Here is a 23,370-nt window from a genome sequence, read left to right as displayed (position 1 = left end):
GAGGCCAGCCACACCAAGGCGACGAGCAGCACCAGGCCGGCCACCTCGCCGGCTGCGTCCCGGGCGCCCTGCACGATCGCGTCGATCACGACGCACCGCCGGCGCGGGTGAAGGCCGGCCGCCAGGCGTCCGGGGCCGGCGCGGACTCGCAGGCGTCGCAGCCCTGGCTGTTGATCGGGCCCTGCGTCGGCTCGTGCCACCACTCCACGTTCTTGCAGGGGTGGACGTACAGCTGCTCGCCGCTGGGGAAGGCGACCGGCTGGAGGGCGTCACCGCCCACGAGCCGGAGCAGCTCGGCGGCCAGCGCGCCGGCGCTCTCCGGGTCGAGGTCGACGGAAGCCGGGAATGTGCCCCGGGCCGGTAGGACGGTCAAGCGCGCAGGCCCACCACCCAGGATCTCCACCGCAGCCTGGCCGTCGGTGGTCAGGGCGTCGACCACCACGCCGTCGCCGCTCTTCATGCGCCGCGCGCCCGTCACGCCGACACCGCCTGGCGGTCGCGGTCTTCCTTGATCGCGTCGGCGTGGGCCTGCCGCAACAGGACCGCTTGCTCGGCGTCACTCGCGCCGGCCCAGCGGCCCGACACCTCCGGCGAGCGGAACTGCTCGGCGCCGCGCTCGACGGCCTGCCCGGTCACGCCGGCACCGCGCTGGTCTGCACGCCGGTCGCCTTGGCGATGTGGTCGTCCAGCAGGGCGCTGGCCTCGGCGATCGTGTCGAAGCCGTCGAAGGTGACGCCGCAGGCGCACTCAGCGCTGCACTCGCCGGGCGCACCGCCCGCCCCACCGACGTGGCGGTGCTCGACGGCGGCCGGGACCACGGCGACCAGGTCCACCAGGACACCCCGCCAGACGACGACCGCGTGGTACCCGGTCGCGCCGACCATCGCCCAGTTCCGGGCCGAGCGCAGCCCGCCGAGCCGCCCCGCCCACGCCTGCGCCTGGACCGGGGTGTCGAAGTCCAGCTGCAGCGCCGAGCCGCGCGGATCGAAGCGGACCGCCCGCGGCGCCGGGAGCGCGTCCCGGTCGACGGCGAAGCACTCCCGGTAGATCGCCCGGAGCATGTTCGCGCGGGCGATCCGGATCAGCGCCGGCTGGCCGGCGGCGGCCGCCGACACGATCCCGGCCGTCTGCTGCTGCGCCACCTCGGGGGCGGCAGGTACGTTGTTCATCTCGACCGTTCCTTTCCTGGCTGGTTTGGTGCGGGTAGAGATCCGGGGTCACGGCTGTTCCAGCAGCTGTGGCCCCTCCTTGCTGATCGGATTGCGCTGCTGCTCTCAGGTGCTGTGGGTGGGCGGGGGGCGCGGCGGTCGGCGCGGCCGCCGCCCCCACCCACGGCCTGGGGAAGTGGGCCGGAGTCTCAGGCGGCGCCGGACGCGGACCGGTTGGCCTTGTGGACGTACCGGCGCCACTGGCGCGGCGTGAACGCCGCCCGGTTGGACTGCCGGACATAGGCGGCGAGGCGGCGGGTGCCGGTCATCGGCGACGCCGAGCGGCCGTACGAGCCGGCGATGGCGGCGGCCTTGGCGCGGTCGCGCCGGCCCTCGACGTCGAGATAGGCGGCCGGCGTGACGCGGTAGTGGCGGCTCGGGCCGGGCTGCGGTTGGGGGTGGCTCACAGGACTCCCCTCCTCTTCGGCGGCTTGGCGGGCTTGCTGGGCTTGGGCTGCTTCGGCGGCTTCGATGGCCGGGGTGGCGGCGGGGGCTTGGGCTTGCCCCAGCTCATGCGACGGCCCGCAGCTTCTCGAGGTACGCGAGCAGCTCGCTGCGAGGAATCCGGCGGGCGCGTCCGATCTTGATGGACTTCAGCTCGCCGGACTGGACCATGTATTCGACCTTCCGCGTGCCCACGGACAGCAGCCGCGCAGCCTCACGGACGGTGCAAGCCAGCGGTTCGTCGGTGCCGACCGTGGCATCTGTCTGTTCCGCACTGTCACGCATGGCACTACCGTAGCGCACTGCCCTGCGTGGCACCACCTCATCCGTTCGGATGATTTCGGGTTGCGCTCGGGGGCCTACTCTGTAGACCATGCGGAACAGTGCGGAAACCACGAGAACGCGGGTTCTCTGGCCGACAGGCCCCGGGACCCGCCGCAGCCGTCCACGGCAGCAGACCCGTCCACGCGACAACAGACCCGCGAATGGCACTTACCTTGACGACGTGGCAGCTTCCCCAGCCCCATCGCCCGACGTCGCCCGCGCCCGCTTCGCGCGGTTCGTGGCCAACGCACTCAACTCCGCCCGCGACCGGGGCATGACCGACAAGGACATCGCCCGCGCGACCGGCATCGGCGCGTCGACCTTCCACCGCTGGCGCCGCGGTCAGGGCCGCGAGCTGCCCGAGCTGGAGAAGGTCCAGGCGTTCTGCGAGGGCCTCGGCGTCAGCGTCGTCGGCGCCATGACCGCCCTCGGCCTCAACCCCGCCGTCCGCGACAACCCGCAGCCCGAGCCGCCGCTGCCGCCGGAGATCCGCAAGATCCTGCGCACCCTCGCCGACCCGAACGTCGCCGACAGCGACAAGCTGGTCCTGCGGGAGATGCTGAAGATGCTCGCCGAGCGGGCCGAGCGAGGCGGCCACTGATGGCCCGCCGCCGCGCGCCGGCCATCAGCCAGGGCGCCGACGGCCAGTGGCACGCCTGGGTCGTCGTCGGCACCAAGGCCAACGGGCGGCCCGACCAGCGGCACGTCAAGCGGGCCACCCGCGACGAGGTCGAAGAGCGCGTCGACGAGCTGCTCGACCAGAGGAAGGCCGGCACCGTCGTCAAGCCCGGGCGGGCCGCCACCCTCCAGCAGTGGCTGGAGACGTACCTCGACACCGTCGCCGCCCGAAGGTGCGACCCGACGACCATCACCGGCTACCGGTCGAAGATGCGCAACTACGTCTACCCGATCGCCGGCACGGTACGGCTCGACCGGCTCACCCCGGAGCACCTCGACCGGATCTACCTCGAGATGCAGCGCGCCGGCCGCGCCGACGCCACCATCGTGCAGACCCACCGGATCCTGTCCCGAGCCCTCGAGGTGGCGTACCGCCGAGGCATGACACCCCGGAACGTGTCGAAGCTGCTGGAGGACAACCCGACCGCGAAGAAGCGGGAGATGGTCGCCTTCACCGAGGCCGAGGCGCTCCGGGTGCTCACCGCGGCGGAGCGGCGCCGCAACTCGGCCCGCTGGTCCGTCGGCCTGGCGCTCGGCCTGCGGCAGGGCGAGGCGCTCGGCCTGCGCTGGTCGTACGTGGACCTCGACGCCGGCGAGATGCAGGTGTTCTGGCAGCTGCACCGCCGGCCGTTCGAGCACGGCTGCGGGAAGCCGCCGACGTGCCGCCGGAAGCGTGCCGGGAACTGCCCGGACAAGGTGCTGCGCCTGCGCAGCGGCGAGCACCAGCTCGACGGCGGGCTGATCCTGAAGGCGCCGAAGGGCAGCGGCAAGGCGACCGTGCCGATCCCGGCCGAGCTGGTCGCCGAGCTGCGCCGCCACAAGGAGGTCCAGGACCTCGAGCGGGTCATGGCCGAGGGCGCGTACGCCAAGCACGACCTGGTCTTCGCCGACCTAGACGGCTCCCCCATCGACCCGGCGCGGGACTGGGCGGAGTGGAAGGACCTACTGAAGGCGGCCGGGGTCCGGGCGATCCGGGTGCACGACGGCCGACACACCGCGGCGACGCTCCTGATCGCGCAGGGCGTGCAGCTCGAGGTGGTGCAGGAGATCCTGCGGCACTCGTCGATCACCGTGACCCGCGGCTACGTGCACATCGCCTCGGAGATGGCGAAGAAGGCTACGGACCGTATGGGCGCGTCGCTGCTGCGGAGACCGAGTACACCCTGACGTACACCCTTGATCTTGCGAGGGGTGCAAGGAAGGAGCCGGGGAGCCGATCCGTGTGGATCAGCTCCCCGGCTCCTTTTCGCAGGTGGGGCGGACGGGACTCGAACCCGTGACCGATCGATTATGAGTCGACTGCTCTAACCCGCTGAGCTACCGCCCCCTGCTCCATCGGGGATTTATGAGTCCCCTGCTCTAACCCGCTGAGCTACCGCCCCGCTACCGCGCCGGATCGTAACCCGCCCGGTCGATCATCGGCCACCACGAAAACGGCCGGTTGTCTCAGCGTCGCCGCCGCCTCAACAGCACGATGGGCAACGCGAGGATAACAGTGAGCAGCCAACCCACCCCGACCATGCCCCACAGCCAGCCGATGTCGCCGTCCGACTCGTCGGCGATGAAGAGGCCGAAGGTGAGCAGCAGGGTGATCCCGCCGACACCGAGGGTGGCGAGGCCGCTGAGCACCATCAGCGGAACCTCCCACCAGGAGCGCGTGGCCGGGGCCGGGCGCTGCTGCTGGTGCGGCGGGTGCGGCCGGTTGGCGGCCGCGTACGGCTGGGGGATCTTCTCCGGCGGCCGGGCCGGCATGGGGACCCGCCGGTCGGCGGGGACCCGCTGGTCGATGACCCCGATGGCGCCGGGGTGCAGGTCGAACAGGGTCGGCTCGATGTGCATCGAGATGGCGTCGTGGCCGATCAGCCGGCGGGCACCGTCGGGCCAGGCGAGCAGGGCTGCGCACTCGGCGTAGCGGACGGTGAGCGGGCCGCCGGGGCCGACGTAGCTGACGCCGTCGATGCCGACCCGCAGCTCGCCGTCGCCCTCCCGTTCCCGGTAGGCGGTGCCGGGCAGGGTGTGGGTGGAGCAGGTGGGCGCCTCGGTGAAGCCGGCCCAGTCTGCGGTGGTGCCGTCGGGCACCATCAGCAGCGCGGTGGCGGTGACCTCCTGGGCCACCTGGTGCAGGTCGCCGAGGGTGACGGTCTTGAGTTCCGCGCGGAGCTCGTCGACGGTGACGGTCCTTTGGCCGGTGAGCAGGTCCAGCGCCTGGCTGGGCAGGCGGGCGGCGTCCACCTCGGCGAGCCCGAGGGTTTCCTCCCGCTTGGCCACGGTGGCGTCCAGGTCGGCCTGTTCGATCCGACCGACCCGCAGCTTGGCCAGCACGTCGATGAAGCCGCCGAGCACCGCGTCCTGCTTCTCGGGCAGCGCGTCGGCGAGGGCGCGCAGCGTGGCGTGGCCGTCGCCGCGCGGCTCGTACCCGGTGTTGATGGTGTAGGAGAGGCCGTCCTCCTGGCGCAGCGAGCGGTACATCTCGCGTTCCAGCACCCCGGCGAAGACGCCCGCGGCGGTCCGGCGCCGCACGACCGAGTCCAGCACCACGGCCCGCGAGCCGTTGACGAAGTACGCGGGGGTGCGCGGCAGCGCCGAGGACACCGGCGGCACCGGCTGCCGTACGCCGGCGGGCAGCGCCAGCCGCAGCCCGGCCGGCACCCGCTCCCCGGCGATCCAGAGCACCGCGTTTTCCCGGGTGAACCAGCGGGCCGCCCAGGCCCGCAGGTCGTGTTCGGTGATCGCGTGCAACCCGAACTCGGGGTAGCTGGTCAGGCCGTGGTCGCGGGCGCCGTGCCGCCAGAGCGGCACCGAGTCGATGGCCGCGTTGCCGCGGCTGCTCCACTCGGTGCGCAGGATCTCCTTCTCCACCTCCAGCCGGGCCATTGGCAGGTCGTGGATGGTGCGGCAGACGGCGGTGAGGAAGCCGGCGATGTCGGACTCGGAGCCCTGCATGTAGAAGGAGGTGAAGATCGGCGCGGTGGCGCCGTTGAAGTGGTAGTCGGTCAGCCCGAGCGGAGCGAGCGCCAAGTGCTCCAGCAGGTGGGTGATGCCGCTGCGGCCCAGGGTCTCGTCGGCGGTGCCGACCCGGAAGGTCAGCCCGGCCCGCATCGGCCCGGCGGTGGCGGCCATCAGCGTGGGCACCCCGTCCACGTCCAGCTGCCGGATCATCGGGGGCCACCCTTCGCGTACGCCTCGGTGCGGAACTTGTCGAGCGTGCTGGTCCCGCCCAGGTAGGACCAGGGGTACTCGCTGCCCAGGTGTCCCAGGGCGGCGAACTGGGCCGCCGCGGCGGCCCACTGGTCCAGCAGGCCGAACCAGAGGGCGAAGACGGACCGGGTGGAGACCCAGCCGGGTTCGTGCCGGAAGTGCGGGTGCAGCACGGACCGCTGGGCGGCGGTCCAGATGTCCTGCGCCACCCGCGGGTCCCGCACGTACGCGGCCCGCTCCCCGTCGGTGTCGAAGTCGTGGTACCGCTCGAAGTGCGCGTCGGCGAGCAGGACGCCGTTCTGCGCGCCCTCCGGTGCGGCCAGCATCCGCTCCCGGGCGAACGCGAAGACCTTGTCCCAGCTACCGCTCCACTTCGGGCAGAGCTGCTGGAGCAGAGCGGACTGCGACCGCCGGTCGTGCGGCGCGTACCGGGCCAGCCGGTCGTAGCGGCGGCGGGCCTCGGCCTGGCCCAGCTGCAGGCCCATCGCGGTGGTCAGCCGCTCCTGCCAGGCGAGGACGTTGCCGGGGTCGCGGGCGCAGACGTCGATGAGGATCTGCTCGGCCTGCCGCAGGTGGTCGTGAAGCTGGGCGAACTGCTCCCGGCTGACGTGTTCGGCGCGCAGGCTGGTGCGGATCTTCCAGCCGGCGTCGACCAGGTGCGCGGCGAGCATCGTCGCGGCGACGGTGTCCCCGGGGTGCCGGGCCAGCACCGCGCGGAGGAAGTCGCCGACCCCCTCGACGTCGTCGGCGGCGCTCACCAGCAGCGACCGGCCCGCCCAGTCGCGGGGGTCGAGCAGTTGCCGTACCCGGGGCCAGTCGCGCGTGGCGAGGGCCGCGCGCATGTCGTTGACCTCAGGAAAGGCGGCGGCCGGGTCGAAGTCGATCGCCGGGAGGGGTGCGGGCATGGCGGCGATCATAGGTGATCACGAGCGGGGTTCGGCTCCCCCGTCCAGCTCGGCGGGCAGCGGGTCGCGACGGCCGGCCAGGCCGCCGCCGACCATGACCACGTCGGTCTCAGCGAGCACGGCCGACCTCCGCGCCGGCCCGGTCCCCCTCGCGGCTCGTCCGCGACAGCCGGCTCGGCCACCAGATCTTCGGCCCGATGTCGTACGCCAGGGCGGGCACCAGCAGAGACCGTACGACGATGGTGTCGAGCAGCACCCCGACGGCGACCGCCACGCCCAGCTCGACCAGCACCACCAGCGGCAGCACGGCGAGCGCGGAGAAGGTCGCGGCGAGCACGATGCCGGCGGAGGTGATCACGCCACCGGTGACGGCGAGGCCGCGGAGCACCCCGGCGCGGGTGCCGCGCTTGACCGACTCCTCGCGGACCCGGCTCATCAGGAAGATGTTGTAGTCGATGCCGAGGGCGACCAGGAAGACGAACGCGAAGAGCGGAAAGGACTGGTCGACGCCGGGGAAGCCCAGCAGGTACTTGAAGATCAGCGCGCAGAGCCCCAGCGTGGCCAGGAACGACAGCACCACTGTGGCGATGAGCAGCACCGGGGCGAGCGGGGCGCGCAGCAGCAGCGCCAGGACGACCGCGATGACCACCAGCACCACCGGGATGATGACGTTCCGGTCCCGGGTGGAGGCGGCGGCGGTGTCCACGTTGATGGCGGTGAAGCCGCCGACCACGGAGTCGGAGCCGGGCACCTTGTGCACCGCCTCGCGCAGGTCGCGGATGGTCTGTTCGGCGCCGTTGCTGTCCGGCGGGTCGGCGAGCGTCACCTCCAGCTCCACCCGACCGTCGACCACCTTGGGCTGCGCGTTCGGGTCGGGCGGGCCGGCCTGGCCCTGCTGGGTGACCGGGCGGACCGAGGCCACGCCGGGCACGCCCTGGGCCACCTGGGCCACCTGCTGCCCGGTCGCCTGGGTGGTGAAGATGGTGGCCGGGCTGCCGGTGCCCGCCGGGTAGTGCCGGGCGATCACCTCCTGGCCGGCCACCGAGTCGGTGCGGTTGGTGAACAGGTCGGACTGGCCGAGGGTGGTGGCGCCCAGCTGGCTGAGGCCGAGGGTGAGCGCGGCCAGCGCGACGGCGGTGACCAGCCAGACGGTCCGGGCCCGGCGGGCGACGAAACCGGCGATCCGGCCCCAGATGCCGTGCTCGGTCTGCGGGTCCGCCTGGTCCTCCCGCGGCGTACGGGGCCAGAACGCCCAGCGTCCGCCGAGCACCAGCAGCGCAGGCAGGAAGGTGAGCATCACCAGCAGCGTGGCGACGATGCCGAGGGCGGCGACCGGGCCGAGCGCCCGGTTGGAGTTGAGGCTGGACAGCAGCAGGCAGAGCAGGCTGACGATGACGGTGGTGCCGGAGGCGATGATCGCCGGGGCGGCGCCTCGCCAGGCGGTCTTCATCGCGTCCCACGGCCGGTGGTGCCGGTGCAGCTCCTCGCGATAGCGGGCGATCAGCAGCAGGGCGTAGTCGGTGCCGGCGCCGAAGACCAGCACGGTGAGGATGCCCTGCGCCTGCCCGTTCAGCTTGATCACGTCGTGCTTGGCCAGGTGGTAGACGAACACCGACGCCAGCGAGTACGACATCCCGGCGGCGAGCAGCGGGAAGATCCAGAGCACCGGGCTGCGGTAGACGATCAGCAGGATGATCAGGACCACGACCAGGGTGACCAGCAGCAGCGGCCCGTCGATGGCGGTGAAGACCTCGATCAGGTCGCCGAGCAGCCCGGCCGGTCCGGCCACGTTGACGGTCAGTCCGTCCCGGCCCGGGCCGGCGATGTCGCGCAGTTCGTCGACGACCTGCCGGATCTGCTCGCCCTCGGCGGCGTTGATCGGGACGATCACCTGGACGGCTTGGCGGTCCTGGCTGACGATCGGTGGCGGCAGCGGGCTCACCACGCCGGGCAGCTGGGCGAACCGGGCGGCGTCGGCCTGCACCCGCTGCTCGTCGGCCGGGGTGATGCCGGAGGTGCGCTCGTAGACGACGAGGGCCGGCGTCGTCTCCTTCTCCACGAAGCCGGCGGAGAGGTCCTGCGCGCGGGTGGCCTCCGCGTCGGTGGGCAGGAACGCGGCGTTGTCGTTGGTGGCGACGTCGCCCAGCTTCCCCGAGTACGGCCCGGCGATGCCGCCGACGACGAGCCACCCGAGCACGACCGCCATCGCGATCAGCGTGGCCGTCCAACGACCCCGTCGTCCGGACATCTCCACCCCTTGGAATCGACGCACCAATCGACGCAAGGGGAGCTTGGTCGACATCGACCATCCTGCCGGCCGGGCTGACCCTTCGGGGCGGAAACCACCCGTCGCTCCGTGGGTGAGGGCCGGGCAAAGGAGCGCGCCGAGGGGTCGGGGGAGGCCACCCGGCCGACGCCGGACTCCGGCAACGAGAAACGCCCGCCGGCGGGGCCGGCGGGCGTGCTGTGGAGCGAAGCTCCCCCGTTTGGACTCGAACCAAAAACCTGCCGGTTAACAGCCGGCTGCTCTGCCAATTGAGCTACGGGGGACCGTAGACCGCCCGACTCCGGATCTCCCTGGCGCCGTGCGACGGGACAAGAGTACAGGACATCCGGGGGTGTTGGTCCAGGGGGTTTACCCCACCGGCTCGGCACCCGGGGCGCCATCCAGAATCGGGACAAATCGTTATCCCGGCGCAATGAGGTATGAGCATGGAGCAGGATGGGTAGTTAGCTGCCGACAGAGGACACAGGCGCGAGTTGGTCGCTCCCGTCGGGGCCACCCGGTCGGGAACGGCAGCGCGTCAGGTACGAGAGGAGCCGCCATGCGCGGAAAGATCATGTTTCTTGGCGGGCTGGCTGCGGGATTCGTCCTGGGCGCCCGTGCCGGCCGGGAGAAGTACGAGGAGCTGGTGGTCCGGGGCCGCAAGGTGCTCGACCACCCGACCGTCCAGGAGGCGGCGGGTGTCGCGCAGGCTCAGGCGACCCGGCTCTACAGCGAGGGCAAGGACAAGCTGGGGCAGACCAAGCTCGGCGAGAAGCTCGGCAGCAACGGCAACACGCAGGAGCTGACCGCGGCCGACAAGCCGTTCGCCGGCACGCCGGCCACGGTGGGCGCCAAGGCCGGTTCGACCGGCACGGGCTCGACCTCCGGGTCGTCGACCACCACCACCCCGCGCATCAAGCCGTCCAGCACGGGCACCAACGCCACCACCCTCTGACCCGCACCGACGACAGCGGGCCGGCCACCTTCGGGTGGCCGGCCCGCTGTCGTCTGTCCGGACCGGATCCCATCACTTTTGCTGATGACGAACAAAAGTGGGAGCGGTTCATCTAAAACTTTCGCCCGGAACCCCTTCTCTTTCTTCCCGTACGCCAATATCGTCCTGCGTAGAACCTGGCCAGGCTCTCGTCACCTCCCCAGCGACCTCCTCAGCCTCGTCCCGGCTGAGGCGGACCCGCCTGACCAGAGCGAGGTTCGATGCGCAGACCATTCGGCCGCAGGGCCGCCATCCACCTGAGCCTGCTCGCCCTCGTCGGCGCGACACTCGTCGCGACGGCGGAGCGGCAGCCGACCCCGGCGCAGGCGGCGCCGCCACTCGCCGCACCGGCGCCCGCCAGCAACGGCATCGAGTACAAGGTGCTCGTCTTCACCCGGTCGGCCAGCGGCAGCAACGCCGCCACCGCGGCCGGCGTACAGGCCATCCAGCAACTCGGGCGCGAGCGGCGCTTCACCGTCGAGGTCACCAACGACGCCCGCAAGTTCGACGAGCCCCACCTGAAGCAGTTCCGCGCGGTGGTCTTCCTGAACACCGCCGGCGACGTGCTGACCGACACCCAGCAGGCCGCCTTCGAGCAGTACTACCGCGACGGCGGCGGCTTCGTCGGCATCCACTCCGCGATCGAGGCCGAGCCGAGCTGGTCCTTCCTCACCAACGTGCTGGGCACCCGGGCCACCGGTGCCGCCTCCGCAGTCAGCAGGGCCACCGTCACCGTCGCCGACCGGGTCCACCCCGCCTCCGAGACGTTGCCGCAGCGGTGGACCACCACCGACCGGTGGTACAACTTCGCGGCCAACGTCCGGGGCGTGTCGCACGTGCTGGCCACGGTGGACGAGAAGACGTACCCCGGCGGCACGATGGGCTACGACCACCCGGTGACCTGGTGCAAGGACTACCAGGGCGGCCGGTCGTTCTACACCGGACTCGGCGCCACGGCGGAGAGCTACGGCAGCACCGACCTGCGCGCCCACCTCGGCGGCGCGATCCAGTGGGCGGCCGGGGTGACCGACGGCGACTGCGGCGCGACCGTACTGGCCAACTACCAGATGACGGTGGTCGGGGCGCAGCCCAACGTCAGCGAGCCGATCGGCTTCGACGTCCTCCCCGACGGCCGGGTGCTCCAGACCGACCGGCGCGGCGGCGTACGCCTGCACAACCCGAAGAGCAACGAGACCACCGTGCTGGCGCAGATCCCGGTCTACACAAACAGCGAGGACGGGATGTACGGCCCGGCGATCGACAACGACTTCGCCACCAACAAGTGGATCTACCTCTACTACGCGCCGCCGCTGGGCACCCCGGCCGGCAGCGCGCCGACCACCAGCACCGACCCGGCGGCCTGGGACCAGTGGAAGGGCTACTTCCAACTCTCCCGGTTCAAGTTCGTCGACGGGGAGACGCCCTCGCTGGACCCGGCCACCGAACAGAAGATCCTCCAGGTGCCGGTGGACCGGGGCGCCTGCTGCCACGTGGCCGGTGACATCGCCTTCGACTCGAAGAACAACCTGTGGCTGGTCACCGGGGACGACACCCCGGCCGGCGGCGGCGGTTCCGGCGGATTCTCGCCGCACAACGATTCGGTCAGCGCCACCGGTGTCTACCAGGCGCCCTTCGTGGACGCCCGGCGCAGCTCGGCCAACACCAACGACCTGCGCGGCAAGATCCTGCGCATCACGGTCGGCGCGGACGGGTCGTACTCCGTGCCGGTGGACAACATGTTCCCGGCGGGCACCGCGAAGACCCGGCCGGAGATCTACGCGATGGGCTTCCGGAACCCGTTCCGGATCACCCTCGACAAGAACGACGTCGCCTACATCACCGACTACTCCCCCGACTCCTCGACGGCCCAGGTGGGCCGGGGGCCGGCGGGCACCGGCCGGATGATGGTGGTCGACAAGCCGGCGAACTACGGCTGGCCGATGTGCGTGCAGCCGAACCTGCCGTACATCGAGATGAACTGGACCACCAACCCGATCTCGCCCGTCGCGCCGTTCGACTGCGCGGCGCCGAAGAACACCTCCCGGCACAACACCGGCCTGACCGACCTGCCGGCGGTGGAGAAGTCCGAGCTGTGGTACTCGTTCCAGGCACCCACCCCGTGCCCGGAGTCCTACCTGTCGACGCCCACCCAGACCTGCCCGGTGCTCTTCCCCGAGCTGGGGACCGGCGGTGTCGGCCCGCACGGCGCGGCGAAGTACGACTACGACCCGAACCTGAAGTCGGAGACGAAGTTCCCCGCGTACTACGACGGGGCGATCTTCTTCGGCGAGTTCACCCGGGACACCCTCAAGGAGATCCGACTGGACGACAAGGGTGACATCCTGAAGATCAACAACGTGCTGAACTGCGGTCAGGCGCCCACCACGCCGGCCAAGCCATTCCTCTGCGACAACCCGATGGACATGCGCTGGGGCGCGGACGGCAACTTCTACCTGCTCACGTACGGCGATGGGTTCTTCAACATCAACCCCGACGCGGCGATGCTGAAGTTCAGCTACGTCAAGGGCCTGCGGGCACCCAGCGCCGTGCTGACCGCGACCCCGACCAACGGCATCGCGCCGCTCACCGTCGCCTTCTCCAGCGAGGGCTCGAAGGACCCGGACCCGGCCGACTCTATCTCGTTCGCCTGGGACCTCGACGGCAACGGCACCACCGATTCCATCGACCCGAACCCGACGCACACCTACACCGCCAACGGCGTCTACACCGCCCGCCTGACGGTGACCGACTCCAGCGGCAAGACCGCGTCGGCGAACACCACCATCACCGTCGGCAACACCGCGCCGACCGTCACCGTCACCACCCCGCTCGAGGGCGGCTTCTTCAGCTGGGGCGACGACATCCCGTGGTCGGTGACCGCCACCGACCCGGAGGACGGGCCGGTCGACTGCGCCAAGGTCGAGGTGACCTTCGTCCTCGGCCACGACCAGCACGGTCACGGTGAGGCCAACCAGTTCGGCTGCTCCGGCGTGCTGTCCACCGACCCCGACGACGCCTCGCACGGCGGCTACATCTACGGCGTGGTGAGCGCGTCGTACACGGACGGCGGGGCGAATGGGCAGCCGGCGCTGACCACGGTGGACCAGCAGATCATCCAGGCCAAACGGCAGGAGGTCGAGTTCGCCACCGACGAGTCGGGCACCACGGTGGGCACCAGCGCCGACACCGGCGGCGGGCAGCAGCGCGGCAGCCTCGACCCGGGCGACTGGATCGCCATCAACAACACCGTGAACCTGACCAACATGCAGTCGGTGACGCTGCGGACCTCCGGTGGCAGCGCGGCCACCGCCGGGCAGCCCCGGTTCGGCGTCGAGTTCCGGCTCGACTCCCCCACCGGCCCGCTGCTGACCACCGCCGGCGTCAACGCGACCAGCGGCAACAACGCCTTCACCAGCACCACCGTGCCGATCACCGACCCGGGCGGCACGCACCGGCTCTACCTGGTCTTCACCACCGTTCCCGGTGGGCCGGCCAGCGGTTTCGGCAACCTCAACTGGGTCGAGTTCGCCGGGCAGGGCATCGGCGTCACCCCGTGACGACCGGCCCGGGTGGGGCCGCCGCCAGCGGCCCCACCCGCGCCCCCGCACCACCGTCCATCACCAGCCAGCACGGAAAGGCAGCCAGGACATGAACGACACACAGCACGGAATGAGCCGTCGCCGGATGCTCGGCACCGTCGCCGGGGCCGCCGGCGCGGTCGCCGTCGGCGCCGCCGGCTGGGCGCCCTCCGCCGCCGCGGCGGCCGGCAACGGCCTGCTCGTCCCCACCGGCAAGCGCGGCATCATCCTGTACAGCGTCCGCGACCGGATCGGCGCCGCGCCGGACACCTCCGGAGTGCCGTACGGCTTCGAGCGGGTGCTCGGCCGCCTCGCCGAGATCGGCTACAAGGAGGTCGAGTTCGCCGGATACACCCAGAACACCGGGATCCTCGGCCGGCAGATCACCCCCGAGGAGATCCGCAAGGTCCTGGACGACAACGGGCTGCGGGCGAACGGCTCGCACGCCTCGGTCCCGAGCACCGTCACCCCGGACACCATCGCCGCCTTCGAGCGGACGCTGGACACCGCCGAGATCCTCGGCATGACGCACATCGGCACCGGCAACGACCCGACCGGCAGCAACTACAAGGCCGACTGGGACGCCGCCGCCGACCGGTGGAACACGTTCGGCGAGATGGCCGCCGCCCGCGGGCTGAAGCTCTACACCCACAACCACGACGCGGCGTACAACTTCCTGCTGGACAGCGGCCCGCTGGACGCGCTGGGCCGGCCGACCCGGTCCTCCGGGGTCCGGAAGCTGGAGTACTTCTTCGGGCTGACCAACCCGGAGTGGGTCTGGTTCGAGATGGACATCTACTGGGCCCATGTGGCGCAGTACCGGTACCGCAGCTACGTCGACCCGGACGGCGTGACGCAGACGAACGTCTTCGACCCGCTGGCCACGGTGGCGACCCGGACCACGCGATTCCCGCTGTTCCACGCCAAGGACGGCGCGTTCAACCCGGCAAACTCCGCCGGCTACGACATGGTGCCGCTCGGCCAGGGCGACATCGACTACGGCACCTTCTTCGCCAACATGGGCGCGAAGGGCTACCACAACCCGATGTGGGAGCAGGACAACGCGCCCGGCGGTGCCGCCGACCCGGGCCGGTCCCTGCGCTACGCGGAGATCAGCTACCAGCACATGTCGGGTCTGCGGGGCTGACGGACCCGACCGAAGCACCGCAGGGGCCGCGCCCGGGCACCGGGCGCGGCCCCCTCGCGTCACGCGTCGTGACGCCGGTGTGGCAGATTCCGGAGGGAGGTGATCGCGATGACGTTGATCGGACCGGAGAACCCGGACCAGGCGCGGCTGCTGCGCCTGCTGCGCGACGACGGCCCCCGCTCGCGGGTCGAGCTGGCCGACGCCCTGGGGCTCAACCGGGCCCGGTTCGTCGCGGAGGTGGACCGGCTGACCGCCCAGGGCCTGGTGGAGACGGCCGGGCCGGCCGCGTCCCGGGGCGGGCGCCGCTCGTCCCTGCTCCGGCTCGCCGGGCAGCTGCGCTTCGGCGCGGTGGCCGTCGGCGCCGGGCGGCTCGACGTCGCGCTGACCGACGGCGAGCTGACCGTGCTCTCCCGGGTCGGCGAGCCGGTCGACGTACGGGTCGGGCCGGAGGCGGTCGTCGGCCGCGCCGTCGAGCTGCTCGACAAGCTCCGCGCCGAGGCGGGGCTGTCCCGCTTGACCGGGGTGGGCGTGGCCCTGCCCGCGCCGGTCGCGGTGCGCGAGGGCGCCCCGGTCTCCTCGCCCGCCCTGCCGGGCTGGCACCAGTTCCCGGTCCGCGACGCGATCGCCGCCGAGCTGGGCTGTCCGGTGCAGGTGGACAACGACGCCAACGTCATGGCGCTGGGTGAGCTGCACGCCGGCACCGGCCGGGCGTTCGACGACTTCCTCTTCGTCAAGCTCGGCAGCGCCATCGGGTGCGGGCTGGTGCTGGGCGGCGCGCTCTACCGGGGCGCGACCAGCGGGGCCGGCGACATCGGGCACCTGCGGCTGAGCGACGACGGACCGCTCTGCGGCTGCGGCAACACCGGCTGCGTGGAGGCGTACTGCGGGGACGGCGCCCTGGTCCGGGAGGCGCTGGCCGCCGCGCATGCCGGCCGGTCGGCGGCGCTCGGCGACCGCGTGGCGGAGGCCGGGACGCTGACCGCGGCCGACGTCGCGGGGGCGGCGACGGGCGGGGATCCGACCGCGCAGACCCTGGTCCGCGCCGGCGCCCGCCGGCTGGGGCAGGTGCTGGTCGGCCTGGTCAGCTTCTTCAACCCGGCCATCGTGATCATCGGGGGCGCCGCCCCCGGCGTCGGTCCGATTCTCCTCGCCGAGATCCGCGGGGTGGTCTACCGACGCTCCACCCCGCTCGCCACCGGCAGCATGCCGATCGTCCTGTCCGACCTCGAGGACCGGGCCGGCCTGGTCGGCGCGGCCCGCCTGATCAGCGATCAGGTGTTCGCGGCCCGCTGACCTGGGGTGCGCCACGGCGCTCAGGTGCCGGAAGCGGGCACCGGCCGGCCTCGACGACCAACCTCGGGCGCGGACGCTATGAACCTGATGACGTGAGTGAATCACCATGCCGGACAGCCCCTGCCATCCCGCGCCCCGGGCGGCACATGCGTCGTTGGCGGGCGGGCCCGCGGTGAATCGTCTACGTCACCAGGTTCATAGCCGCCGACCGGAGTCGGCGAGGTCGGCTCGGGTCGGCGCGGGTCAGTCCCGGTTGCTGCTGAACGCGGCGTCGAAGGCGGCCGCCGGGGCGTCGAAGGCGAGCCGGCGGACGAACTGGAGCGCCTCGGGCGCGCCGACCAGCCGGTCCATGCCGGCATCCTCCCACTCGATCGAGATCGGTCCGGTGTAGCCGATCGCGTTCAACGCCCGGAAGCAGTCCTCCCAGGGCACGTCCCCGTGGCCGGTGGAGACGAAGTCCCAGCCGCGGCGCAGGTCCGCCCAGGGCAGATGGGAGGAGAGTCGGCCACGTCGGCCGTCACCGGTACGGACCTTGGCGTCCTTGCAGTCGACGTGGTAGATCCGATCAGCGAAGTCGAAGATGAAGTTGACCGGGTCCAGCTCCTGCCAGACGAAGTGCGACGGGTCCCAGTTCAGCCCGAACGCCGGGCGGTGACCGATCGCCTCCAGGGTCCGCTTCGTCGTCCAGTAGTCGTACGCGATCTCGCTGGGGTGCACCTCGTGGGCGAAGCGGACCCCCACCTCGTCGAAGACGTCCAGGATCGGGTTCCACCGGTCGGCGAAGTCCTGGTAGCCGCGTTCGATCATCGCCGGGGGTACCGGCGGGAACATCGCCAGGGTGTGCCAGATCGACGAGCCGGTGAAGCCGACCACCGTCTTCACGCCGAGCCTGGCCGCCGCGCGGGCGGTGTCCTTGATCTCCTCTGCTGCGCGCCGGCGTACCCCCTCGGGCTCGCCGTCGCCCCAGATTCGCGCGGGCAGGATGTCCTGGTGCCGCTCGTCGATCGGGTGGTCGCAGACCGCCTGGCCGACCAGGTGGTTGGAGATGGCGAAGACCTGCAGGTTGTGCTTGGCGAGGGTGGCCAGCTTCCGGTCGACGTACGACTCGTCGGCGAGAGCCTTGTCGACCTCGAAGTGGTCGCCCCAGCAGGCGATCTCCAGACCGTCGTAGCCCCATTCGGCGGCGAGCCGGCAGACCTCGTCGAACGGAAGGTCGGCCCACTGGCCGGTGAAGAGCGTGATGGGTCGCGCCATTGTCCTTCTCCCCTGTCGTGATTGGGGGATTCCGTAGCGGACCGGGGCGAGGGCGACCGGGTATACGGGCGGCCCCGACGGAGCACCGGTGGGCGCGGGTCCGCGCCTGGGCCCGACGGGTTGCGCCTCCCGTCGGGTCACCGGCCACCTCGCGGTCGCCGCCCTCACTCTAGGTCGGCGGGGACCCTCGGGGAAGGCCCGGCACCGGCGCGGAGTCGCACCGGTCCGCGTTCCGGCATCCGGACGGTCACTCGGCCTCCTCCTCGGGGGCGGGCAGTTCGGCCCGGACCAGCCAGCCCCCGTCCGGACGCGGCCCGGCGGAGAAGACGCCGCCGACATTCTCGGCCCGCTCGCGCGTGCCGACCACCTCCGGGCGGGCTGGGCCGTCGTCGCGTACCTCGATGGTGACGCCCTCGGGGTCGTAGCGCAGGCGGACCGCGACGGCCGCGCCCGGGGCGTGCTTGTGCGCGTTGGTCAGCGACTCCTGGATGATCCGGTACGCCGCCACGTCGACGGCGCTGGGCAGCGGCCGGGGCTGCCCGGCGAGGGTCCAGCGCACCGGCTGCCCGGTGCCGAACTCCTCCACCAGGGCGTCGAGCCGGTTGAGGCTGGGCACCGGCTCGGTGGGCGCGTCGGTCTTGATCAGGTCGAGGTGGTGGGCCGCGTCGCCGACGGCGACCGCGACGCCGAACCAGAGCAGCAGCACCACGACGGCCGCGTCCAGCCACGGCACGTCGAGGGTGAGCACCGCCGCCGCGCCGAGCACGCACAGCACCGCGGCCAGCAGCGCGTCGGCGAGCGCCGGGTGCGCCCGGGCGATCCGGCGCCACTGCGCGAGGCGTCCCATGCGGCCCAAGGTACGGCAGCCGGCCGGTCCCGGGACTGGCGCACCCGTGGGGAACGTACGGCGTGTCGGCCCTCGGAGGCGCGGTCCGCACCGAGCGGTCAGTGCCGGCGGTACACCACGCGGGCCGCCAGAGCCGCGAGCGCCGACCGCGCCGGCTCCGCCAGGGGCTGCCGGTCCAGCGCGGCCCGCGCCTGCGCCGCGCGTACCCGGATCATCCGCTCGACCTGCCCCCGGGCCCCGGTGGCCTCGATGACCTCCCGCAGCTCGGCGGCGCCCGCCGCGTCCAGCGCCGGGTTGCCGAAGTGGGCCCGCAGCCGGGCCGACCCCTCCGGGCCGGCGGCGGCCCGGGTCAACGCGATCAACACCGTCGGCTTGCCCTCACGCAGGTCGTCCACGATGGACTTCCCGGTGACGGTCGGGTCGCCGAAGACCCCGAGCAGGTCGTCGCGGAGCTGGAAGGCATCCCCGAGCGGGTCGCCGAACTCCGCCAGCGCGTCCACCGCGGCCGGGCCCGCGCCGGCCAGGGCGGCGCCGATCTGCAGCGGCCGGGTCACCGTGTACCGGGCGGTCTTCATCCGGATCACGGTCAACGCGGCCGCCACCGAGCCGTCGCCGACGGCCGAGACCAGGTCCAGGTACTCCCCCGCGATCACCTCGGCGCGCATCAGCGCGAAGACCGCGTACCCCCGGCGCAGCCGCTCGGCGCCCAGCCCGCAACCGTGGAACATCTGCTGCGACCAGGCGGCGCAGAGGTCCCCGCAGAGCAGAGCGGCGTCGCGCCCGTACGCCTCGGGGTCCCCCCGCCAGGACGACCGGGCGTGCAGGTCGGCGAAGTGCCGATGCACCGTGGGCCGGCCGCGCCGGCGGTCACTGCCGTCCAGGATGTCGTCGTGGATCAACGCGAAGGCGTGGAAGAGCTCCAGCGCGGCCGCCGCGGCCACGATCGGTTCCCCGTCCGGGCCGCCGAAGCCCCGCCAACCCCAGTAGCAGAACAGGGGCCGCAGCCGCTTGCCACCGGCCAGGACGAACCGGTGCAGAACGGCGTGGACGGCCCCCGGAACGGCGTCCGACCGACCGGGCCCCTGCCGGTCCAGGAACGCGGCGAGTTCCGCGTCGAAGCGCTTCCGCAGCAGGGTCGGGTCGGTCGGCACGACGGTCACGGTCATGGCGCCTCCCGGGCCAGTCCGGCGAGCTGGAGCAGCAGTCCCTTCACGTCGGTCGCGGCCACCCGGTCGCGGGCGGCTGACGGGTCCGAGCAGAGCAGCACCGGCCCGTCCGCCGGGTCGGTGGGCAGTCGACCGTGCGAGCCGCGGACCGCCCGGGCGCCGGCGTCCAGCCCGACCACGCTCATCAGATAGCGCAGGCCGAGCTTCTTGCGGGCCAGCGCCACCGCCGCCCGGCGCTTCGCAGCGGCGGGCGCCGCCGGGTCGAAGAAGAGCTCGGCCGGGTCGTAGCCGGGCTTGCGGTGGATCTCCACCAGCCGGGCGAAGTCGGGGGCGAGGGCGTCGTCGAGCCAGTAGTAGTAGGTGAACCAGGCGTCCGGCTCGGCCACCAGCACCAGCTCGCCGGAGCGGGCGTGGTCCAGGCCGTACCCGGCCTGCCCGTCGGCGTCGAGCACCTCGGCCACCCCGGGCAGCCCGGCGCAGAGCTTCGCCACCACCGGGACGTCGGCCGGGTCCCGGACGTAGACGTGCGCCACCTGGTGGTCGGCGACCGCGAAGGCCCGGGACGTCCACGGGTCGAGGTACTCCATGCCGGCCTGGGTGTAGACCCGCAGCAGCCCCTCGGCGCGCAGCAGCCGGTTGACGTCCACCGGCCGGGAGACGTCGGTGATGCCGTACTCCGACAGCGCCACCACCGTCGCGTCCCGGTCGCGGGCCGCGTCCAGCAGCGGGCCGAGTACCGCGTCCAGCTCGGCCGCCGCCGCGGCGGCCCGCGGCGAGTTCGGGCCGAAGCGTTGCAGGTCGTAGTCGAGGTGCGGCACGTAGACCAGGGTCAGGTCGGGTGCGTGGTCGGCCAGGATCCGCTCGGCGGCCCGGCAGATCCACCGCGACGAGGGCAGTCCGGCGCCCGGCCCCCAGTAGGTGAAGAGCGGGAAGGTGCCGAGCGCGTCGGTGAGCACGTCGTGCAGCTCGGGCGGGTCGGTCCAGCAGTCCGGCTCCTTGCGACCGTCCGCGTGGTAGACCGGGCGCGGGGTGACCGTCCAGTCCACGTCGGCGCCCATCGCGTACCACCAGCAGACGTTCGCCACCCGGTAGCCGGGCTCGACCCCGCGGGCCGCCTGCCACAGCTTCTCCCCGCCGACCAGCGCGTGGTGCTGCCGCCACAGCAGCACCTCGCCGAGGTCCCGGAAGTACCAGCCGTTACCGACGATCCCGTGCCCGGACGGTTGCTCGCCGGTGAGGAAGGTGGCCTGGACCGAGCAGGTGACGGCGGGGAGCACGGTGCCCAGCTCGGCGGCGAAGCCGGCCTCGGCGACCGCCCGCAGCCGGGGCATGTGCGCCAGCAGCCGCGGGGTCAGCCCGACCACGTCCAGCACCACCAGCCGCCGGCTCACCGCCGGACCCCCGTCCCGGCCGGGGTCGCGAGGCCGACGGCGACCAGCTCGTCGCGGGCGAAGGCCAGCTCGGCGGCGATCCCGGTGGCCAGCTCCGCGTCGGTGCGCGGCCGCCGCGCCGCCGGCAGCACCCCCCAGGTGTACGTCTCCACGTCGAGGTGGTCGCAGCCGGCGGCCGGCCCGGCGAAGAGCCCGGCGAGGGCGGCCCGCAGCACCGGCAGGGTGGACGTCAGCGGCGGCTCAGGCGGCGCGTGCAGGGGCACGTGGTAGTGCACCCGCCACGGCCCGGGCAGCCGCGCGTCGAGGGCCACGTCGAGGTCGTCGGCCGCGTACGCCGGGTCGGCCGGGTCGGCGGCGGACCCGCAGCCGGCGGCCCGGGTCTGGTGCAGGAAGCGGGGCTCGACCCAGCGGCGCAGCGCCTCGGCCGAGCCGCCCGGGTCGGCGGCCTCGACGGCGGCGGAGACCTGCACCTTGACCACCGGCAGCCCGGCCGACTCCAGCCGGCCGAGCGCCTCGACCGGCTCCTCCCAGGCACACGCGAGGTGCGCCAGATCGAGGCAGATCCCGAGCCGGTCGGTATCCATGGCTGACAATACCGCGCCTGCCTGTCCGGTGGACTCCACAATGCACCCTGGCTCCGGCTCGAAGCCGACCCGGACCGGCCGGCCGGTTTCCCGCTCGACCGTGGCGAGACCGGTCGCCAGCTCGGCCAGCCGCCGCCGCGCGGCGTCGGCCCGGTCGGCGTCCCACGGCTCCCGCCAGGCCAGCGGCAGGGTGGAGACCGAGCCGCGGGCCGCGTCGTGGGGGAGCAGGTCGGCCAGCACCCGGGCCAGGTCCAGGGTGTACGCCAGCCGCTCGGCGGTGGTCCAGTCCGGCTGGTAGACCGCGCCCTTGACGACCGGCGCCTGGAATGACGCGTACGGGAAGCCGTTGAGGGTGACCACCTCCAGCCCGCGTACGGTCAGCTCGGCCCGCAACCGCCGGCGCAGCGCCGGGTCGGCGGCCAGCTCGGCGGCGACCGGGGCGGCCAGCCAGAGCCCGAGGCCGAGCAGGTCGGCGTCGAGGGCCCGGCGGACCGGCACGGCGTAGCGGTCGAGCTGGGCGAGGATGCCGGCGAGGTCCTCCGCCGGGTGGACGTTGGTGCAGTAGCCGAGGTGCACGGTGCTGCCGTCGGCGTGCCCGAGCCGCATCACTCGCCCCCGCGCAGGATCGAGTTGCCGGCGAAGCTGGGGGCGGGCGCGTCCAGGTCGGTCAGGTCAAGCCGTCCCGACTGGCCGTAGAACTCCACCGGGTTGCGCCAGAGCACCCGGTCGACGTCGTCGTCGGTGAAGCCGGCGAGCAGCATCGCCTCGCCGGTGGCCCGGGTGAGCAGCGGGTCGGAGCGCCCCCAGTCGGCCGCCGAGTTGACCAGCATCCGCTCGGTCCCGTACGTCCGCAGCAGCTCGACCATCCGGGTCGGCGTCATCTTGGTGTCCGGGTAGATGGAGAAGCCCAGCCAGCAGCCGGTGTCCCGGACCAGCTTCACGGTGACCTCGTTGAGGTGGTCGACCAGCACCCGCCCGGGTTCGATGCCCGACTCGGCGACCACCGCGAGGCTCCGCTCGACGCCGCGCGCCTTGTCCCGGTGCGGGGTATGCACCAGGGCGGGCAGGTCGTGGCCGACGGCCAGGGCGAGCTGGCCGGCGAACGCGGCGTCCTCGGCCGGGGTCATCGAGTCGTAGCCGATCTCGCCGACCGCCACCACGCCGTCCTTGTCCAGGTAGCGCGGGAGCAGGTCGAGCACCGGGTGGCAACGCGGGTCATTGGCCTCCTTCGGGTTGAGCGCGACCGTGGCGTGGTGCCGGACGCCGAACTGCCCGGCCCGGAACGGCTCCCAGCCGATCAGCGAGTCGAAGTAGTCGACGAAGGTGGCGGCACTGGTGCGGGGCTGACCCAGCCAGAACGCCGGCTCGACCACCGCGCGCACCCCGGCGGCGGCCATCCGCTCGTAGTCGTCGGTGGTCCGTGAGGTCATGTGGACGTGCGGGTCGAAGATGCGCATCACGCCTCCCTGGCGGTGGTCAGGTCCGAGCCGGCGCCGAGCCGGTCGAGCAGGTCGGCAGCGTCGGCGGGCATGGTGCGGCCGGCCGCGTGCCGCTCGGCGGCCAGCGCGACCAGCATCGCCGCCAGCTCCCCGTCGGCCCGGCCGTCGAGGTCGTCGACGACGGCCAGCGGCACGCCGGTGAAGACGCACTTGAGCACCGCCTGCCGCCAGGCCGACTGCTCCAGGTGCCGGGCGTACGGGCCGAGGGCGGCGGCGACCAGCCGGGTGTCGTTGGTACGGACGGCGTCGTGCAGCAGCGGTACGCAGGCCGCGCCGATCGGCAGCAGCGGCAGCGCCCGCAGCACGGCCCGCTTCTCGGCCGCGTCGCCGTGCCGGTAGAGCGTCTCGGCCGTCGTCGCCGCCCGGTCGGCGGGGAGCGCGGTGAGCAGCAGCGCCCGGACGGCCTCGTCCACGGTCCAGCCGGGCGGGTCGGGCAGCGGCCCCCGCCCGCAGCGCCGCGCGGCGGCGGGGAAGAGCCGGGCGATCGCCGCGGGTTCGGTCGCGACGCGGCGCAACGCCGCGGCCAGCCACCGGGGATCGGGTACGCCCCGCAGCGCGGCGCGCCGTCGGTCGGGTGTCATGCCGTCTCCCCTC

The 23,370-nt window shown here is 72.9% G+C and carries 21 protein-coding genes and 2 tRNA genes; 6 read left to right on the top strand and 17 right to left on the bottom strand.

Annotated features, from left to right (window positions below; genetic code table 11):
* Positions 1-85 precede the first annotated feature (85 nt).
* From SLP03_RS08965 to SLP03_RS08945, 5 genes are all read right to left on the bottom strand, one after another.
* Positions 86-478 carry a hypothetical protein gene (locus tag SLP03_RS08965; protein ID WP_319460060.1) on the bottom strand — a complete coding sequence of 131 codons (393 nt, stop codon included), beginning with the start codon at positions 476-478 and terminating at the stop codon, positions 86-88.
* The gene (locus SLP03_RS08960; protein WP_319460059.1) at positions 475-636 is read right to left on the bottom strand and encodes a hypothetical protein; all 162 of its coding nucleotides are present in this window, start codon (positions 634-636) and stop codon (positions 475-477) included. The genes SLP03_RS08965 and SLP03_RS08960 overlap by 4 nt, the downstream gene beginning before the upstream one ends.
* Positions 633-1,169: a hypothetical protein gene (locus tag SLP03_RS08955; RefSeq protein WP_319460058.1), complete on the bottom strand. Its 537-nt coding sequence runs from the start codon at positions 1,167-1,169 to the stop codon at positions 633-635. Before SLP03_RS08955 ends, SLP03_RS08960 begins: the two co-directional genes overlap by 4 nt.
* Positions 1,170-1,357: 188 nt before the next feature.
* Positions 1,358-1,615 (bottom strand): hypothetical protein, encoded by a 258-nt coding sequence (locus SLP03_RS08950; RefSeq protein WP_319460057.1) that lies wholly within the window; start codon positions 1,613-1,615, stop codon positions 1,358-1,360.
* Positions 1,616-1,718: 103 nt separating this feature from the next.
* Complete coding sequence (locus SLP03_RS08945; RefSeq protein ID WP_319460056.1) at positions 1,719-1,937, bottom strand: helix-turn-helix domain-containing protein; 219 nt, start codon at positions 1,935-1,937, stop codon at positions 1,719-1,721.
* Positions 1,938-2,157: 220 nt separating this feature from the next.
* On the opposite strand from SLP03_RS08945, the gene SLP03_RS08940 reads away from it, so the two are divergent.
* Together SLP03_RS08940 and SLP03_RS08935 are read left to right on the top strand one after the other, a co-directional pair.
* Complete coding sequence (locus tag SLP03_RS08940) at positions 2,158-2,577, top strand: helix-turn-helix transcriptional regulator (RefSeq protein ID WP_319460055.1); 420 nt, start codon at positions 2,158-2,160, stop codon at positions 2,575-2,577.
* Positions 2,577-3,821 (top strand): site-specific integrase, encoded by a 1,245-nt coding sequence (locus SLP03_RS08935; RefSeq protein ID WP_319460054.1) that lies wholly within the window; start codon positions 2,577-2,579, stop codon positions 3,819-3,821. The genes SLP03_RS08940 and SLP03_RS08935 overlap by 1 nt, the downstream gene beginning before the upstream one ends.
* A gap of 86 nt (positions 3,822-3,907) precedes the next feature.
* Here the strand turns inward: SLP03_RS08935 and SLP03_RS08930 are convergent.
* The 5 genes from SLP03_RS08930 to SLP03_RS08910 all read right to left on the bottom strand — a co-directional run bounded on the left by SLP03_RS08930 (position 3,908) and on the right by SLP03_RS08910 (position 9,307).
* Positions 3,908-3,981: transfer RNA gene (locus SLP03_RS08930), tRNA-Ile, on the bottom strand.
* 119 nt (positions 3,982-4,100) lie between these two features.
* A complete protein-coding gene (locus SLP03_RS08925) occupies positions 4,101-5,813 on the bottom strand; it encodes an insulinase family protein (RefSeq protein ID WP_319460053.1) in 1,713 nt (570 codons plus the stop codon).
* Positions 5,810-6,757: a hypothetical protein gene (locus SLP03_RS08920; RefSeq protein ID WP_319460052.1), complete on the bottom strand. Its 948-nt coding sequence runs from the start codon at positions 6,755-6,757 to the stop codon at positions 5,810-5,812. Before SLP03_RS08920 ends, SLP03_RS08925 begins: the two co-directional genes overlap by 4 nt.
* 109 nt (positions 6,758-6,866) lie before the next feature.
* Positions 6,867-9,005 carry an MMPL family transporter gene (locus tag SLP03_RS08915; protein WP_319460051.1) on the bottom strand — a complete coding sequence of 713 codons (2,139 nt, stop codon included), beginning with the start codon at positions 9,003-9,005 and terminating at the stop codon, positions 6,867-6,869.
* A 229-nt stretch (positions 9,006-9,234) separates the two neighbouring features.
* Positions 9,235-9,307 (bottom strand) — tRNA-Asn (locus tag SLP03_RS08910).
* Between the two features lie 275 nt (positions 9,308-9,582).
* Between SLP03_RS08910 and SLP03_RS08905 the strand changes: the two genes are divergently transcribed.
* The 4 genes from SLP03_RS08905 (at position 9,583) to SLP03_RS08890 (ending at position 16,035) form a co-directional block, all read left to right on the top strand.
* Positions 9,583-9,978: a hypothetical protein gene (locus tag SLP03_RS08905; protein WP_319460050.1), complete on the top strand. Its 396-nt coding sequence runs from the start codon at positions 9,583-9,585 to the stop codon at positions 9,976-9,978.
* A gap of 260 nt (positions 9,979-10,238) precedes the next feature.
* On the top strand, positions 10,239-13,574 hold the full coding sequence (locus SLP03_RS08900) for a ThuA domain-containing protein (protein ID WP_319460049.1): 3,336 nt from the start codon (positions 10,239-10,241) through the stop codon (positions 13,572-13,574).
* A gap of 91 nt (positions 13,575-13,665) precedes the next feature.
* Positions 13,666-14,742 carry a sugar phosphate isomerase/epimerase family protein gene (locus tag SLP03_RS08895; protein ID WP_319460048.1) on the top strand — a complete coding sequence of 359 codons (1,077 nt, stop codon included), beginning with the start codon at positions 13,666-13,668 and terminating at the stop codon, positions 14,740-14,742.
* A 108-nt stretch (positions 14,743-14,850) separates the two neighbouring features.
* Complete coding sequence (locus SLP03_RS08890; protein ID WP_319460047.1) at positions 14,851-16,035, top strand: ROK family transcriptional regulator; 1,185 nt, start codon at positions 14,851-14,853, stop codon at positions 16,033-16,035.
* A gap of 243 nt (positions 16,036-16,278) precedes the next feature.
* Here the strand turns inward: SLP03_RS08890 and SLP03_RS08885 are convergent, their stop codons facing one another.
* From SLP03_RS08885 to SLP03_RS08855, 7 genes are all read right to left on the bottom strand, one after another.
* Positions 16,279-17,289: a sugar phosphate isomerase/epimerase family protein gene (locus SLP03_RS08885; protein WP_319460046.1), complete on the bottom strand. Its 1,011-nt coding sequence runs from the start codon at positions 17,287-17,289 to the stop codon at positions 16,279-16,281.
* A gap of 247 nt (positions 17,290-17,536) precedes the next feature.
* Positions 17,537-18,136 (bottom strand): sensor histidine kinase, encoded by a 600-nt coding sequence (locus SLP03_RS08880; RefSeq protein WP_319460045.1) that lies wholly within the window; start codon positions 18,134-18,136, stop codon positions 17,537-17,539.
* A 98-nt stretch (positions 18,137-18,234) separates the two neighbouring features.
* Entirely contained in the window at positions 18,235-19,302 is a 1,068-nt protein-coding gene (locus SLP03_RS08875; protein WP_319460044.1) for a polyprenyl synthetase family protein, read from the bottom strand.
* The gene (locus tag SLP03_RS08870) at positions 19,299-20,693 is read right to left on the bottom strand and encodes an alkaline phosphatase family protein (RefSeq protein ID WP_319460043.1); all 1,395 of its coding nucleotides are present in this window, start codon (positions 20,691-20,693) and stop codon (positions 19,299-19,301) included. Before SLP03_RS08870 ends, SLP03_RS08875 begins: the two co-directional genes overlap by 4 nt.
* Complete coding sequence (eboE, locus tag SLP03_RS08865) at positions 20,690-21,883, bottom strand: metabolite traffic protein EboE (RefSeq protein ID WP_319460042.1); 1,194 nt, start codon at positions 21,881-21,883, stop codon at positions 20,690-20,692. Before eboE ends, SLP03_RS08870 begins: the two co-directional genes overlap by 4 nt.
* Entirely contained in the window at positions 21,883-22,734 is an 852-nt protein-coding gene (locus SLP03_RS08860; RefSeq protein WP_319460041.1) for a TatD family hydrolase, read from the bottom strand. Before SLP03_RS08860 ends, eboE begins: the two co-directional genes overlap by 1 nt.
* Positions 22,734-23,357 (bottom strand): EboA domain-containing protein, encoded by a 624-nt coding sequence (locus SLP03_RS08855; protein WP_319460040.1) that lies wholly within the window; start codon positions 23,355-23,357, stop codon positions 22,734-22,736. The genes SLP03_RS08860 and SLP03_RS08855 overlap by 1 nt, the downstream gene beginning before the upstream one ends.
* Between the last annotated feature and the right edge of the window lie 13 nt (positions 23,358-23,370).

It is taken from the genome of Micromonospora sp. RTP1Z1 (assembly GCF_033804685.1).
Classification (GTDB): Bacteria; Actinomycetota; Actinomycetes; order Mycobacteriales; family Micromonosporaceae; genus Micromonospora.
Note: the sequence above shows the minus strand (reverse complement) of the source record. Positions and strands in the feature narration are given on the sequence as shown.